General features: G+C 74.6%; 16 protein-coding genes. 10 read left to right on the top strand and 6 right to left on the bottom strand.

Annotated features, from left to right (window positions below; genetic code table 11):
• The first annotated feature begins 248 nt into the window (after positions 1 to 248).
• Together ACIRGB_RS19515 and ACIRGB_RS19520 are read left to right on the top strand one after the other, a co-directional pair.
• The gene (locus ACIRGB_RS19515; protein WP_403866217.1) at positions 249 to 1,073 is read left to right on the top strand and encodes a DeoR/GlpR family DNA-binding transcription regulator; all 825 of its coding nucleotides are present in this window, start codon (positions 249 to 251) and stop codon (positions 1,071 to 1,073) included.
• Positions 1,074 to 1,225: 152 nt separating this feature from the next.
• Entirely contained in the window at positions 1,226 to 1,699 is a 474-nt protein-coding gene (locus ACIRGB_RS19520) for an SRPBCC family protein (RefSeq protein WP_403866220.1), read from the top strand.
• Between the two features lie 41 nt (positions 1,700 to 1,740).
• Here the strand turns inward: ACIRGB_RS19520 and ACIRGB_RS19525 are convergent, their stop codons facing one another.
• The gene (locus ACIRGB_RS19525) at positions 1,741 to 2,865 is read right to left on the bottom strand and encodes a PLP-dependent cysteine synthase family protein (RefSeq protein WP_403866223.1); all 1,125 of its coding nucleotides are present in this window, start codon (positions 2,863 to 2,865) and stop codon (positions 1,741 to 1,743) included.
• Between the two features lie 284 nt (positions 2,866 to 3,149).
• On the opposite strand from ACIRGB_RS19525, the gene ACIRGB_RS19530 reads away from it, so the two are divergent.
• Positions 3,150 to 3,473 carry a hypothetical protein gene (locus tag ACIRGB_RS19530; RefSeq protein ID WP_076973109.1) on the top strand — a complete coding sequence of 108 codons (324 nt, stop codon included), beginning with the start codon at positions 3,150 to 3,152 and terminating at the stop codon, positions 3,471 to 3,473.
• Between the two features lie 185 nt (positions 3,474 to 3,658).
• Complete coding sequence (locus ACIRGB_RS19535; RefSeq protein WP_403866226.1) at positions 3,659 to 4,207, top strand: ATP-binding protein; 549 nt, start codon at positions 3,659 to 3,661, stop codon at positions 4,205 to 4,207.
• 301 nt (positions 4,208 to 4,508) lie between these two features.
• On the opposite strand, the gene ACIRGB_RS19540 is transcribed toward ACIRGB_RS19535, so the two are convergent.
• Genes ACIRGB_RS19540 through ACIRGB_RS19550 form a run of 3 tightly spaced genes read right to left on the bottom strand, consistent with a single transcriptional unit; the run spans position 4,509 to position 8,097 of the window.
• Positions 4,509 to 7,070, bottom strand: a complete 2,562-nt coding sequence (locus tag ACIRGB_RS19540) for an ABC transporter permease (RefSeq protein ID WP_403866229.1) — start codon at positions 7,068 to 7,070, stop codon at positions 4,509 to 4,511.
• Positions 7,067 to 7,816, bottom strand: a complete 750-nt coding sequence (locus ACIRGB_RS19545) for an ABC transporter ATP-binding protein (RefSeq protein ID WP_403866231.1) — start codon at positions 7,814 to 7,816, stop codon at positions 7,067 to 7,069. The genes ACIRGB_RS19540 and ACIRGB_RS19545 overlap by 4 nt, the downstream gene beginning before the upstream one ends.
• Positions 7,813 to 8,097, bottom strand: a complete 285-nt coding sequence (locus ACIRGB_RS19550; RefSeq protein WP_403866234.1) for an SHOCT domain-containing protein — start codon at positions 8,095 to 8,097, stop codon at positions 7,813 to 7,815. Before ACIRGB_RS19550 ends, ACIRGB_RS19545 begins: the two co-directional genes overlap by 4 nt.
• 191 nt (positions 8,098 to 8,288) lie before the next feature.
• On the opposite strand from ACIRGB_RS19550, the gene ACIRGB_RS19555 reads away from it, so the two are divergent.
• From ACIRGB_RS19555 to ACIRGB_RS19580, 6 genes are read left to right on the top strand one after another with little or no spacing between them, the layout of a single operon-like run.
• The gene (locus ACIRGB_RS19555) at positions 8,289 to 8,861 is read left to right on the top strand and encodes a TetR/AcrR family transcriptional regulator (RefSeq protein WP_403866238.1); all 573 of its coding nucleotides are present in this window, start codon (positions 8,289 to 8,291) and stop codon (positions 8,859 to 8,861) included.
• A 16-nt stretch (positions 8,862 to 8,877) separates the two neighbouring features.
• Complete coding sequence (locus tag ACIRGB_RS19560; RefSeq protein ID WP_403866241.1) at positions 8,878 to 9,273, top strand: cupin domain-containing protein; 396 nt, start codon at positions 8,878 to 8,880, stop codon at positions 9,271 to 9,273.
• A gap of 11 nt (positions 9,274 to 9,284) precedes the next feature.
• Positions 9,285 to 9,872 carry a DUF4865 family protein gene (locus tag ACIRGB_RS19565; protein WP_403866244.1) on the top strand — a complete coding sequence of 196 codons (588 nt, stop codon included), beginning with the start codon at positions 9,285 to 9,287 and terminating at the stop codon, positions 9,870 to 9,872.
• Positions 9,869 to 10,780 (top strand): phosphotriesterase, encoded by a 912-nt coding sequence (locus ACIRGB_RS19570; RefSeq protein WP_403866247.1) that lies wholly within the window; start codon positions 9,869 to 9,871, stop codon positions 10,778 to 10,780. Before ACIRGB_RS19565 ends, ACIRGB_RS19570 begins: the two co-directional genes overlap by 4 nt.
• A gap of 53 nt (positions 10,781 to 10,833) precedes the next feature.
• Positions 10,834 to 11,235: a tautomerase family protein gene (locus ACIRGB_RS19575; protein ID WP_403866250.1), complete on the top strand. Its 402-nt coding sequence runs from the start codon at positions 10,834 to 10,836 to the stop codon at positions 11,233 to 11,235.
• Positions 11,229 to 11,627, top strand: a complete 399-nt coding sequence (locus ACIRGB_RS19580; RefSeq protein WP_403866253.1) for a VOC family protein — start codon at positions 11,229 to 11,231, stop codon at positions 11,625 to 11,627. Before ACIRGB_RS19575 ends, ACIRGB_RS19580 begins: the two co-directional genes overlap by 7 nt.
• A 21-nt stretch (positions 11,628 to 11,648) precedes the next feature.
• Here ACIRGB_RS19580 and ACIRGB_RS19585 read toward each other — a convergent pair whose 3' ends face one another.
• Together ACIRGB_RS19585 and ACIRGB_RS19590 are read right to left on the bottom strand one after the other, a co-directional pair.
• The gene (locus ACIRGB_RS19585; RefSeq protein ID WP_403866256.1) at positions 11,649 to 12,887 is read right to left on the bottom strand and encodes an ROK family protein; all 1,239 of its coding nucleotides are present in this window, start codon (positions 12,885 to 12,887) and stop codon (positions 11,649 to 11,651) included.
• Between the two features lie 37 nt (positions 12,888 to 12,924).
• Positions 12,925 to 13,575, bottom strand: coding sequence for an alpha-ketoglutarate-dependent dioxygenase AlkB family protein (locus ACIRGB_RS19590; protein ID WP_403866259.1), 651 nt, complete (start codon positions 13,573 to 13,575; stop codon positions 12,925 to 12,927).
• Positions 13,576 to 13,649: the final 74 nt, after the last annotated feature.

Below are 13,649 nucleotides of genomic sequence, written 5' to 3' on the forward strand. Positions count from 1 at the left end.
GCACTCCCCCGTGACGCACCGTCGGCTGTGTCCGTGCGGGCACAGGATCTCCCGTCCGCGGGCGTCGTGCACCCCTCGCCACGGAATCTCCCCGTTCCGTGCGACCGGTGGCGCCCGGCGGGCGGTGGCGCGGGCCGTGGCGGGGCGTGCGAGGATGGGATGTCCGCGCACGGGTGCGGGGACAAGCCCTCATCAGAGCGAGTGCGGCGGCGGGTCGGACGGTTTGCGGCGAAAGGACCGAAGCGTACGTGAGTGAGAATCCGAACCTCCTCGCGGAGCAGCGGCGCGCCCTGATCCTCGACGAGGTGCGCCGCCGGGGCGGGGTCCGGGTCAACGAGCTGACCCGCAAGCTCGGCGTGTCGGACATGACGGTCCGCCGCGACCTCGACGCGCTGTCCCGGCAGGGTGTGCTGGAGAAGGTGCACGGCGGAGCGGTCCCGGTGGCGGAGGCGAGCACCCACGAACCGGGGTTCGAGGCCAAGTCGGGTCTGGAGCCGACCGCCAAGGAGGACATCGCGCGGGCCGCCGCGGAGCTGGTCGCGCCGGGCGCCGCGATCGCCCTGTCGGGCGGTACGACGACGTACGCGCTGGCGCACCGGCTGGTGGACGTGCCGGAGCTGACGGTGGTCACCAACTCGGTGCGGGTGGCCGACGTGTTCCACGTGGCGCAGCGCACCTCGGGGGCGCGGCAGGGCGGGGCGACGGTGGTGCTCACCGGCGGGGTGCGCACCCCCTCCGACTCGCTGGTGGGCCCGGTCGCCGACCAGGCGATCGCGACGCTCCACTTCGACGTGCTGTTCCTGGGCGTGCACGGGATATCGGCCGAGGCCGGCCTGTCCACGCCGAACCTCGCGGAGGCCGAGACGAACCGGCGTCTGGTGCAGTCGGCACGGCGTGTCGTGGTGGTCGCCGACCACACCAAGTGGGGTGTCGTGGGGCTGAGTTCGTTCGCCGCGCTGGAGCAGGTGGACACGCTCGTGACCGACTCGGGCCTGTCCGCGGACGCCCGCGCGGAGGTCGCCGAGCACCTCGGGCTGGTCGTGGCGGGCGAGCCGGAGCCCGCGGCGGACTGACGCCGGCGGGCACGGGACCCCTGCCGCGCGAGGCGCCGGGCGGGCCCGTCGCAGGGCGCCCGCCCCGCTGACACCGGGCACGCGCGGGTCTATCGTGGCGCCACCCGGCCGCTCGTCCGCCATGCGCGGCTTCGCACAGAGGGGTGGTGTCCATGGTTCGCCGTCTGCGCCCGGTGGGTCTCGGCTTCGTCGAGACGGCACCGGTACGCCTGGTCTTCGCGCGGGAGATCACCGCCGCTCCGGACGCCGTCTTCCGCGCCCTGGCCGAGGACGTGCCCGGCTGGACCGCGTGGTTCTCGGCGGTGACGTTCGCCCGGCCCATCGGTGAGGGCGCGGGGCGCGAGATCCGGCTCAAGGGCGGCACGCGCTTCGTGGAGACGGTGCTGGCGGCCGAGCGGCCCGAGGTGTACGCCTACCGCGTCGACGTCACCAACGCGCCGGGCGCCCGGGCCATGCTGGAGGAGTGGCGGCTGACGCCTGCCGGTGCCGGGACGCGGGTGCGCTGGACGTTCGCGGCGGACGGTACGGCGCCGTTCCGCTTCGTGCTGGACCGGGCGCGTCCGGGGCTGGGGCGGGCCTTCCGGGGCGCCATGACGTCGTTGGACCGGCGGCTGCGGCGCCCGTAGCCCGGCGACCGGCGACCGGCGACCGGCGACCGACGCCCGGGTCAGTCGAGCAGTCTGCCGGTGCGCAGCAGGGACTCGATCGCCGCCGTGTACGGCTCGATGTCGAGGCCCTGTTCGGCGAGCCAGGCGTCCGAGTAGTACTTGTCGAGGTACCGGTCCCCCGGATCGCACAGCAGCGTCACGACGCTGCCCCGCTCCCCCGCGGCCACCATCTCGGCGACGATCTTCAGCGCGCTCCACAGCCCGGTGCCCGTGGAGCCGCCCGCCTTGCGGCCGATGGCCCGCGCCAAGGAGCGTACGGCCGCGACGCTCGCCGCGTCCGGCACCTTCATCATGCGGTCGATGGCGCCGGGCACGAAGCTCGGTTCCATCCGGGGGCGGCCGATGCCCTCGATCCGGGAGCCCCGGTCGCAGGCCACGTCCGGATCTCCGGTCGTCCAGCCCTCGAAGAAGCAGGAGTTCTCCGGGTCGGCGACGCAGACGCGGGTGTCGTACTGCATGTAGTGGACGTAGCGGGCGAGGGTCGCCGAGGTGCCACCGGTGCCGGCCGTGGCGACGATCCAGGACGGCTCGGGGTACCGTTCCAGCCGCAGCTGGCGGAAGATCGACTCGGCGATGTTGTTGTTGCCGCGCCAGTCGGTGGCGCGCTCGGCGTAGGTGAACTGGTCCATGTAGTGGCCGCCGGTCTCCGCCGCGAGGCGGGCCGACTCCTCGTACATCCGCCGGGAGTCGTCCACGAAGTGGCACCGTCCGCCGTGGAATTCGATCAGGCGGATCTTCTCGGTGCTCGTCGTGCGGGGCATGACGGCGATGAAGGGCACGCCGATCAGGCTCGCGAAGTACGCCTCGGAGACGGCCGTCGAGCCGCTGGACGCCTCGATCACCGGGCGGTCCGGCCGGATCCAGCCGTTGCACAGGCCGTAGAGGAACAGGGAGCGGGCGAGGCGGTGTTTGAGGCTGCCCGTCGGGTGGGTCGACTCGTCCTTCAGGTACAGGTCGATGCCCCAGTGCTCCGGGAGCGGGAACAGGAGCAGGTGGGTGTCGGCCGAGCGATTGGCGTCGGCCTGGACCTTGCGGACGGCTTCTTTCAGCCAGGCGCGGTAGGCGGTGTCGCTGTGGTCGACGTCGAGGGTGGCGCCGGTGGCGGTCTGCCGGTCAGTGCTCACTTCGGGGGCTCCTTACGCTGCGCGCCGACGGCGGACAGCGCGGCCGACACCTGGATCATAAACACCTTCCACGCGCTTCTCACCTGCATAAACACCCCTTTGGGCGCCTCAAAGGCACCCCTGGGGTGCCGGCGGCGACGCGGTGGCGGTGCGGCGGGGGGGCGCATTCGCGCGAGTGCTCCGGTCGCCTCCGGAAACGGGCGGTGCGTACTGGTGCTCGGTGCGCGGTACGGGCAGACTGCCAGCGGCGGGCGGGAACCGACACGCGCGAGGGGGCGACGGCCATGGCGGAGCCGGAGTTCAGGGCCACGGGGGTGCGGATCGGCAAGCGGCTGCGTTCGCTCACCCGGGCCGGGACGGTCCGGATCAGCGGCGGCCGGGTGGAGTTGCTGACCAGCTACGGCAGTGAGATAGACAGCGCGCCGGTGCAGGCGGTACGCGCCTCCCGCCCGTGGTTCGCCCCGCAGGACCGGGCACTGGCCGACCTCGACGGCAAGCGGTACCTGCTGACCCTCGGCGAGCGCGACCCGGCTCCCGGCGAACCGGGCCCGCCCGCGGCCCGCCGCTTCATCGAGGCGGTGCGCAGGGCGTCCGGACGCCGCGCCTGAGAGATGGCCGTAAGTTGCGGTGCCTCACCCCTTGCGTCACGCTGGTCACACGTCACTCTGGGTTTACCGGCGATAACGCTGCGAACCAGCCCGCCGGCCATGACAGCGGGCGGCGTGCGCCAGGTGCGCCTCGCTGGATCCGAACTCCGTGTTCTTCCGGACCTCTATGTCGGGGAGTCGCAGCCGTGATCACTCACCCAAGCAGACACTGCACGGTGGAGCTCCAAGCTCTGCCGTCGCGGATCGGCCAGGTCCGCAGAATCGTATCTGCGCAATTGCGCTACTGGCATATGGATCTCCTGATCGACCGGGCGGTGCTCGGCGTGACGGAGTTGTTGACCAACGTCCACCTGCATGCCAGACCCGACAAGACGTGCACCGTGGAGATGGAACTGCTCCTGGACCGGCTCACGGTCTCGGTGCGCGACCACGATCCGCGGCTGCCCGTCGTCGACGACGCCGAGCCCCTCGCGACGTGCGGGCGCGGACTCGCCATGGTGGCCGCGATGAGCGGCAGCTGGGGCGTCCGGCCGGACGGCGAGTCGGGCAAGGTCGTCTGGTTCACGCTGCCGACGGCCGCCACCCCCGTACCGGCCACCGCACCGCCGGTGGCGGCGCGCCCGCCGCGCCGTCTGGTCGAGGAGGTGCCGGCCGCCGCGTTCGCCGAGGTCGAGCACGCGGTCGGCCTCGGCGGCCACCAACCCGCTCCCGCCCGGTCGGCCGTTGCCGGCTGACCGGGCGGTGACCGTCCGCTGCCGCGGGCGGTACGGCACGGTACCGGCCGGCGTGCGGGGCTCCGGGACGCGTCTTCGGGCGACCGGCAACCGTCGGCCCCGGCGCGGGACCTGACGGCACGTCGTCCGTGCGGACCAGGGTGCGGTCGGCCTGGGTGGACGCGGCCGGTCGGCGGCGGGAGTTCGAGTCGTCCGCCCCCGCCGCTTCCGCGACCCGGCCGCCGGTACGGCACCCGCACCGCGGTGCAGTGCGGGTGCCGTACCGGCCGGGTTCGCCGGGCTCGGGCGGTGACGGTGCGGGCTACTCCGTGGCCACGGCGCGCAGTACGTCCAGGCGGGCAGCGCGCCGGGCCGGGCGCAGGCCCGCCAGGGCGCCGGCCGCGAGGCCGACCAGAGCCACCACCGCGAGCTGCGCGGGCGGCACCGCGAAGGCGAAGGCGCTGTCCGAGGCGCCGTCGGAGGCGGCCACCAGGACCCAGCCGAGGAAGGCGCCGAGACCGAGCCCGCCGACCGTGCCGAAGGCGGCGACCAGGACGGACTCCCAGCGGACCATGGCCCGCAACTGGGCCCGGGTCTGCCCGACCGCCCGCAGCAGACCGAGTTCGCGGGTGCGCTCCTGGACCGCCAGCGTGAGGGTGTTGGCGATGCCGAGCAGCGCGATGAGCACCGCGAGGGCGAGCAGCGCGTAGACGAGGGTGAGCATCATGTCGATGCCGCCCGCCGAGGACTGCGCGTACGCGTCCCGGGTCTGCACCTCGGGGTTGCCGTACCGGTCGGCGACCCGCTCGACCGCCGCCTTGCCCGCGTCCGCGTCCACGCCGTCCTCGAAGGCGACGGCGACCAGGGTGTCGGAGTCCTGGGTGCGGTGCGGGGCCCAGGCGGCGCGGGTGATGACGTAGTCGCCGGCGAGTTCGGACTGTCCGTAGACCGCGCGGACGGTGAAGGTCCCGCTGCGTCCGTCGGTGAAGGTGAGCCGCGTGGTGTCACCGGTGGTCAGTCCGCGCTTCTCGGCCTCGCTCTCGGTGACGGCGATGCCGTCGGTGCCGAGGTCGTCCAGTGAGCCGTGGACGGTGCCCAGGTCGAAGGTGCGGTGCAGGGCGACCGGGTCGGTGACGGTCAGCGCCCGTCCCTGGCCGTCCACGTCCGCCACTCCGCGGCCGAGGCCGACGGCGGTGTCCACCTCGGGCAGTTCCTGGACTGCGCCGGCCAGGCGCGGGCTGAGGCCGCTGCCGCCGGCGCCGAAGGACGGCGCGCTGACGGCGACGTCGCCCGCGAAGGACCGGGAGACGGTCTGGTCCATGGTCGCCTTGAGCGAGGCGCCGAACACGGTGAACAGCGACACGACCGCCACGCCGATCATCAGCGCCCCCGCGGTGGCCGCCGTCCGCTTGGGGCTGCGCAGGGCGTTGCGCCGGGCGAGGACGCCGGTGACGCCGCGGAGCCGGTCCAGCGGGGCCCCGAGGACGCGTACGGCGGTGGCGGAGGCGACCGGGCCGAGTACGACGAAGGAGGCCAGGGCCAGCACCGCGCCCGCGCCGGCCAGCCACACCGACGGGGAGAGCAGGACCCCGGCGAGTGTCACCGCGAGGGCGAGCACGAGCATCCCCGTGCCGGTGACCGCCCGCGCGCGGGAGGCGCCGGAGGTGTCGACGGCGGTCTCGCGCAGCGCCGCCAGGGGTGCGGTGCGGCCGGCCCGGGCGGCGGGCAGCAGGGCGGAGCCGAGGCAGACCACGACGCCGACGGCGAGCGGGAGCAGCAGCGACGGCGCGCTGATCACCAGGGCGCCCTCGGGGAACGGGAAGCCGATCGCCGGGAACAGGGCCTGGAGTCCGGCCGCGATGCCGATGCCGCCCGCGAGTCCGGCGGCGGACGCGGTCACGGCCACGACGGCCGCCTCGACGAGGGTGGCGGCGGTGACCTGGCGGCGGGAGGCGCCCAGGGCGCGCAGCAGCGCGTTCTCGCGGGTGCGCTGGGCGACCACGATGGCGAAGGTGTTGTGGATCGAGAAGGTGGCGACCAGCAGGGCGATGCCGGAGAAGACGAGCAGGAAGGTCGTGAACAGGCTCAGGAACTGGCTGGAGATCATGTCGGTGTTCTCCGCGGCCGACTCCTCGCCGGTGATGGCCTCGACGCCCTCGGGCAGTACGGGAGTCAGCCGGTCGACGAGTTCCCGCTGGCCGACGCCCGGCCCGGCCCGCACCTGGATGCTCGCCGCCTGGCCCGGCCGCGCGGTGAGGTACTTCTCGGCGTCGGCCCGGGTCATGCCGGTGAAGGTCACCTGGGCCATGCCGTCCTCGCCGCCGAAGGTGGCGAGACCCACGACGGTGACCTCGACGGGGTCGGGCGTGCGCAGCGTGGTGGTGTCGCCGATCGCCAGGCCGCCTTTCTCGGCGGCGCCGCGGTTGACGACGACCTCGCCGGACTTCTGCGGGGCGCGGCCCTCGGCGAGGCGGTACGGGTTCAGCTCCGGGTCGGTGATCCAGTTGCCCGCCAGGGTGGGTGGCCCCTGACCGCCGATCGGGTCGCCGTTCGCGCCGACGAGCTGGCCCGCGCCCTGGATGCTGGGGGCGGCGGCCGCGACGCCGGGCACCCGCTCGACGGTCCGCACCAGGTCGGTGCCGACCGGCTGCCGTACGCCCTGGCTCTCGCCCGGGGTGGTGATGGCGTCGGCGCTGCGCACCACGGCGTCGGTGCCGCCGGCGGCGTTGCCGAACAGGGTGTCGAAGCTCGCGCGGAGCGTGTCGCCCATGACCAGGGTGCCGGCCAGGAAGGCGACGCCGAGGACCACGGCGAGGAACGTCCCGGCGAAGCGGCGTTTGTGGGCCCGGAGCGAGGCGGCGCTCAGGCGGACGGAGGCGTTCATGAGGGCACCTCGAAGGCTTTCATCCGGTCCAGGACCTTGTCGGCGGTCGGCGCGTCCATGCGGTCGACGAGGCGTCCGTCCGCGAGGAAGACGACCTCGTCCGCGTGGGCGGCGGCGACCGGGTCGTGGGTGACCATGACGACCGTGCGGCCGGTCTGCCGGACGGTCCGGCCGAGGAGGCCCAGCACCTCGCCGCCGGAGCGGGAGTCGAGGTTGCCGGTGGGTTCGTCGGCGAAGACCACGTCCGGCTGTCCGGCGAAGGCGCGGGCCACCGCGACCCGCTGCTGCTGGCCGCCGGAGAGTTCGGCGGGCCGGTGGTGGAGGCGGTCGCGCAGTCCGACGACGTCGATCAGCGTGTCGACCCACGCGGTGTCGCCCCGGCGGCCGGCCAGGTCGAGGGGGAGGGTGATGTTCTCGGCGACGGTCAGCGTCGGCACCAGGTTGAACGCCTGGAACACGAAGCCGACGCGGTCGCGGCGCAGCAGGGTGAGCCGGCGGTCGTCGAGGGTGCTCAGGTCGGTGTCGCCGATGCGGGCGGTGCCCGAGGTGAGCGTGTCCAGCCCCGCGGCGCAGTGCATCAGGGTGGACTTGCCGGAGCCCGAGGGCCCCATGATGGCGGTGAAGCGGCCGGCCGGGAAGTCGACGCCGACCCCGTCCAGGGCGCGTACGGCGGTGTCGCCACCGCCGTACACCTTCACGGCGTCCACGACCCGGGCGGCGACCCGGGTGCCGGTCGTCGCGCTCATGCCGCACCGCCCTTGCCGGTCCGGCCGAACTGCTCGTCCAGCACGGACAGTCGGCGCCAGTACTCGTCCTCGTCGATCTCGCCGGAGGCGAAGCGGTGGCCGAGCACGGTGATGGGCGAGTTGTCCTCGACGGCTCCCCGTCGTGCCGGGCCGCGGCGGCCGCGCCACACCGTGCGGCGCAGCAGGGCGATGCCGCCGCCGATGACGAGCGCCCAGATCACCGGGAAGAGCAGGATCCACGGGCCGGGCCCGCCGTCGCCGAACTGTGCCAGGGTCTCCATGTCGTCCAACTCCTCGGTCGCGATGTCCCTCGTGTCGCTTCCGAGCCTCGCTCCGGGAGGGGGCCGCGGTCGTCGTACGGCCAGCGGCAGTGCGCGTACGTCGCGGGGAGTACTCCGGCGGTCCGCGGCTGCTTCCCCGGTCTCCCGCGCACCGCTCGACTTCTGTAACTACTAGTATGTACAGTGCCTGCATGAGCACCTCGGAACGACTGATCGAGTCCACCCGCGAGCTGCTGTGGGAGCGGGGTTACGTGGGCACCAGCCCCAAGGCGATCCTCGACCGGGCCGGCGCCGGGCAGGGCAGCATGTACCACCACTTCAAGGGCAAGCCCGACCTCGCGCTCGCCGCGATCCGGCGGACGGCCCAGGAGATGCGGGCCACCGCCGAGGCCGTGCTCACCGGTCCGGGGACGCCGTACGAGCGCGTCGAGGCGTATCTGCGGCGCGAGCGCGACGTGCTGCGCGGGTGCCCGGTCGGGCGGCTGACGATGGACCCGGACGTGATCGCCGACGACACCCTGCGCGCCCCGGTGGACGAGACCCTCGACTGGCTGCGCGAACAGATCGCCCAGCTGGTGGAAGAGGGCCGGGAACAGGGCGAGTTCGCGCCCTCGCTGGACGGTGAGGAGATCGCGGCGGCGGTCGTCGCCACCGTCCAGGGCGGCTACGTCCTGGCCCGTGCGTCCGGCTCGCCGGCCGCCTTCGACGCGGGCGTCCGGGGCCTGCTCTCGCTGCTCGCGGCCCACAAGAACACCATCGCGTAGAGGAGTTCGACGACACGTGCGCATCACCCGACAGCGCCCCGGGACCGAGCGGGGCGCGGCCGAGAACTTCAGCGGCGCGGTATGGCTGGACGAGATCGCCGCTCCCCCGGCTCCCTCCCGGCTGCGTGTGTTCCACGTCCACTTCGCGCCGGGCGCGCACACCGCCTGGCACCGCCATCCACACGGCCAGGTCCTGCACATCCTCCAGGGCGAGGGCCGGGTGCGGCGCAGGGACGGTGCGGTGGAGGCCGTCCGCGCGGGCGACACCGTGTGGATCGAGCCGGGCGAGTGGCACTGGCACGGGGCCGGGCCGCACACCTTCATGAGCCACCTCGCGGTCGTCGAGGCCGCCGGGGACGGCACGACCACCGACTGGGGCGCACCCGTCGAGCCCGGGGACCGGCACGCCTGAGGGGGCATCCGATGCACGCCATGCAGTACACCTTCACCCTGCCCGCCGACTATCCGATGGACGTCATCAGGGAGCGCGTGGCCCGCACCGGGCACCTGCTGGACGACTGGCCCGGGCTCGGACTCAAGGCGTATCTGGTCCGCGAGCGCGGGAAGGACGGCTCGCCGGTCAACCAGTACGCGCCGTTCTACCTGTGGCACACCGTGGAGGGCATGAACTCCTTCCTCTGGGAGGGCGCCTTCCAGCGGCCCACCGACGACTTCGGCCGGCCCGCGGTCCGGCAGTGGACGGGCCTGGCGTACGAGGAGGGCGGCGCCGCCGACGCCCCCGCGCGGGCGGCGGTGCTGCGGCGGCGCCCGGTGCCGGAGGGGGTGCCGCTGGCGGAGGCGGCGGCGGCCGCGGTGCGGGAGACCGGGCGGCTGGCGGCCGGGGACGGGGCGCTGCTCGCGGCGGCGGTGGTGGACACCGGCCGCTGGGAGCTGCTCCACTTCACGCTCCACGCGGGCGACGCGCCCGACGGGGTGGCGGGCGAGGTCTTCCGGGTGCTGCACCTGTCCGAGCCGGGGCGGGCCCTGCTGCCGAGGGGACGCCAGTGGTGAGCGGCGCCGTCCGCACGGTCCTCGGGGACGTGCCGAGCGGTGAGCTGGGCGTGTGCGACGCCCACGACCACCTGTTCTTCGCCAGCCCCCGGCTGCCCGGCGAGGAGCTGAACGACGTGACGGCGGCGCGTGCCGAGTTGACGGCGTTCCGGGAGCGGGGCGGTGGCGCGGTGGTGCAGTGGACGCCGTACGGGCTCGGCAGGCGGGCCGCGGATCTGCCGGCGCTGTCCCGGGAGACCGGTGTGCACGTGGTGGCGGCGACGGGGCTGCACCAGGACGTCCACTACGACGCGGACACGCTCAGCGCGCTGCGGGGCCGGGCCGCGGACGTCTTCGTCACCGAACTGACGCGGGGCATCGGGACGTCGGGGGTCCGCGCCGGGCTGATCAAGGTGGCGGGCGGTTTCCACGCGCTCGACGCGCACGCGCGGTGGACCATGTCGGCGGCGGCCGAGGCGCACCGTGCGACGGGGGCGCCGATCGCCGTGCACCTGGAGCTGGGCACCGGCGCCCTGGACGTACTGGAGCTGCTGTGCGGTGAGTTGGAGGTGCCGCCGGACCGCTTGATCCTCGGGCACCTCAATCGGTCCCCCGACCCCGTGACCCACCGGCAGGCCGCCGGGTCGGGGTGCTGGCTGGCCTTCGACGGGCCGTCGCGGGGGAACCACGCCACCGACTGGCGGATGCCGGACGCGGTGCGGGACCTCGCCGAGGCGGGGTTCGGCGACCGGCTGCTGCTCGGCGGCGACACGACGACCGCGTCCGCCCGGTCGGTCAACGGCGGTCCGGGCATGCCGTACCTGCTGCGCCGGGTGGCGTCCCGGCTGGCCCTCGCGGTGGGGGACGACCTGGTGCGCCGCGTCCTCACCGAGAACCCGGCGCGGGCGTTCGCCGCCGACTGGCGCTGACTGCTCCCCCCCTTCCGCGGACCCCGTTCCGGCCACCCGACAGGAGATCCCTCATGCCCTTCGTACGCATCGACGCCTACGGCTCCGGTACCGACGACGACCGGCTCGACGCGCTCGGGCGGGCCGTCCACGACGCCCTGGTCGAGACGCTCGGCATTCCGTCCGACGACCGCTTCCAGGTCCTGACCGCCCATGACGCCGCCCGTGGCACCCTGCGCTACGACGACTATCCGGGCGTGCGCCGGGACGAGGGCATCGTCTTCGTGGCGATCACGCTGCGGGCGGGCCGGACGACGGGGCGGAAGCAGGCGCTGTACCGCCGGATCGCCCGGCTCGCCGAGGAGTACGCGGGGACCGATCCCCGCAACGTCTTCGTCACCCTGACCGAGAACACCTCCGCCGACTGGTCGCTGGGCAACGGCCTGGCGCAGTACGTAGGGTCGGGATCATGCTGAGACTCGGAATTCCCGTCATCGGGGTCAGGGACATCCCCCGCGCGGTGGCGTTCTGGACGGCGGCGCTGCCGCTGGTCGCCGTGGAGGAGTGGAAGAGCGAGACCTGGCGCACGTTGGAGTACGCGGACGGCTCCGGGCGGGCCCTCGGCCTGCTGCGCAGTGACTCGCCGCCCGAGCCTCGGCCCCGGCTGCACCTCGACCTGTTCACCGACTCGGCCGAGGAGCAGCAGGCGGAGGTGCGGCGGCTGATCGGTCTCGGCGCGCGGGCCGTCGAGTGGGACCTGTACCCGCCCGACCCCGACTTCGTCGTGCTGGCCGACCCGGACGACAACGTCTTCTGCGTCGTCGACCTCAGCCACGCCCCGAGCGGCGGCGGCCGGCCCGCGCCCTGACGCGCGGCCGGATTCGGTCGCCTACGCCGGCACGCCCAGCGGGTCGTCCAGGACCGGCTGCCAGGCCAGCTCGGCGGCGCCGACCAGGCTGTTGTGGTCGAGGCCGCAGGGCAGGATCGGCACCCCGCCGCTCTGGCCCCACAGGCTGCGCCCGGCGACGACCGCGCGCAGCCGCTCGGGGTCGGCGTCGAGGAGCGCCCGGTGCAGTCCGCCGAGGATGATGCGGTCCGGGTTGAGGATGTTCACCAGACCCGCGAGGCCCAGGCCCAGGCGGTCGATGAGGGTCTCGGTGGCGGTGCGGACGGCCGGGTCGGCGTAGTGCTCGCGGATCAGGTCGTAGGACTGCTGGAGCAGGGACACCTCCGGTCCCGGCTCGCGGCCGGCCGCCGTGAGGAAGGCCAGCGGGTCGGTCTCCACGTCCAGGCAGCCGCGGCTGCCGCAGTGGCAGGGGCGGCCCTCCGGGTTGACGGCGAGGTGGCCGACCTCCAGGGCGAGCCCGGAACTGCCGGTGTGCAGACGGCCGTCGAGGACCAGCGCACCGCCGACGCCGCGGTGGCCGGTGGCCACGCACAGCAGGTCGCGGGAGCCGCGTCCGGCGCCGTGGCGGTGCTCGGCGAGGGCGGCGAGGTTGACGTCGTTGGCGGCGAAGGCGGGCCCCTCGATGCCGGCGTCCCGCACCTGCCGCGCGAAGATCTCCCGCACGGGCGCGCCCGCCGGCCAGGCCAGGTGCAGCGGATTGAGGGCGAGGCCCTCCGGTTCCGCGACGGCGGACGGCACGGCGAGCCCTGCGCCGACGCAGCGCCGCCCGGTCGCCCGCAGGAGTTCCGCGCCCGCCTCGACGACGGAGCCCAGCACCTTCGCCGGGTCGGCGTCGACGACCTCGCAGCCGGGCGCGGTGGCGACGATCCGGCCGCCGAGGCCGACCAGGGCCGCGCGGAAGCCGTCGGCGTGGATCTGGGCGGCGAGGGCGACGGGCCCGTCCTCCGCGACCGAGAGACGGTGCGAGGGGCGGCCCTGGGAACCGGCCGCCGCGCCGGGCCGGGCGTCCACCCGGATCAGACCGAGCGCCTCCAGCTCGGCGGCGACCGCCCCGGCCGTGGCCCGGGTCACGCCCAGTTCCGCGGTGAGGACGGCCCGGGTGGGGGCGCGTCCGGTGTGCACGAGCTCCAACGCGGGTCCGAGCGCACCGCGTCCCCGGTCCAGCCGCGTCCTCGAGGTGGTCCCTTCCCCCGCCGCCCGGGGGTCCGCCTTGCCGCTCATGAGGGGGAGTCTCCCATGATCCGCCCGTACGGGGTGCTCAGAGCCCACTGACCCGGAGCGTGATGTTCAGCCGCCCGGCGAGCCCCAACTCGGGCGGCGCGGTACCCGGGTGCACCCTCGGCACCCCGTGGTACGCGAGCCGGGAGGGGCCGCCGAAGACGAACAGGTCGCCGCTGCGCAGCTCGGTGTCCGTGTAGGGGCGGGTGCGGGTCTCGGGGTTGCCGAAGCGGAAGACGCAGGTGTCGCCGAGGCTGAGGGAGACCACGGGGGCGTCGGAGCGCTCGTCCGCGTCGCGGTGCATGCCCATGCGGGCGTCGCCGTCGTAGAAGTTGATCAGCGCGATGTCGTACGGCTCCCGTGCCACCGCCGCCGCTCCGAGCGCGTCGGTCACCGCGCGGCGGGCGAGGTCATCGAGCCAGGCCGGGAAGGGCTTGACCGGGGCGCCGTCGCCGTCGACGGCGGTGGGGGCGTAGCCGTACGGGTACCAGTGCCGGCCGAGGCAGACCTGCCGGGCGGTCATGGTGCCGCCGCCGGGGGTGCGCACCGTGCGGAGTCCGGCCGGGGGGCGGGCCCACGCGCGGCAGGCGGCCAGCAGCTCGCGCTGTCGCTCCGGGGCCAGCCAGTCCGGCACGTGGACGGCGCCGGGCGCGGTCTCGGCCCGGGTCCTGGGGAACAGCTCGGCGTCCATCCCCCCATCCTGCCTCCGCACCCCGCCTCCCCGGGCGCGACCGGCGCTGAGCTGCGGCTCGGCTAGCCTGGACC

The organism is Streptomyces sp. NPDC102490, from assembly GCF_044765285.1.
In the GTDB taxonomy this organism is placed as follows: Bacteria; Actinomycetota; Actinomycetes; order Streptomycetales; family Streptomycetaceae; genus Streptomyces.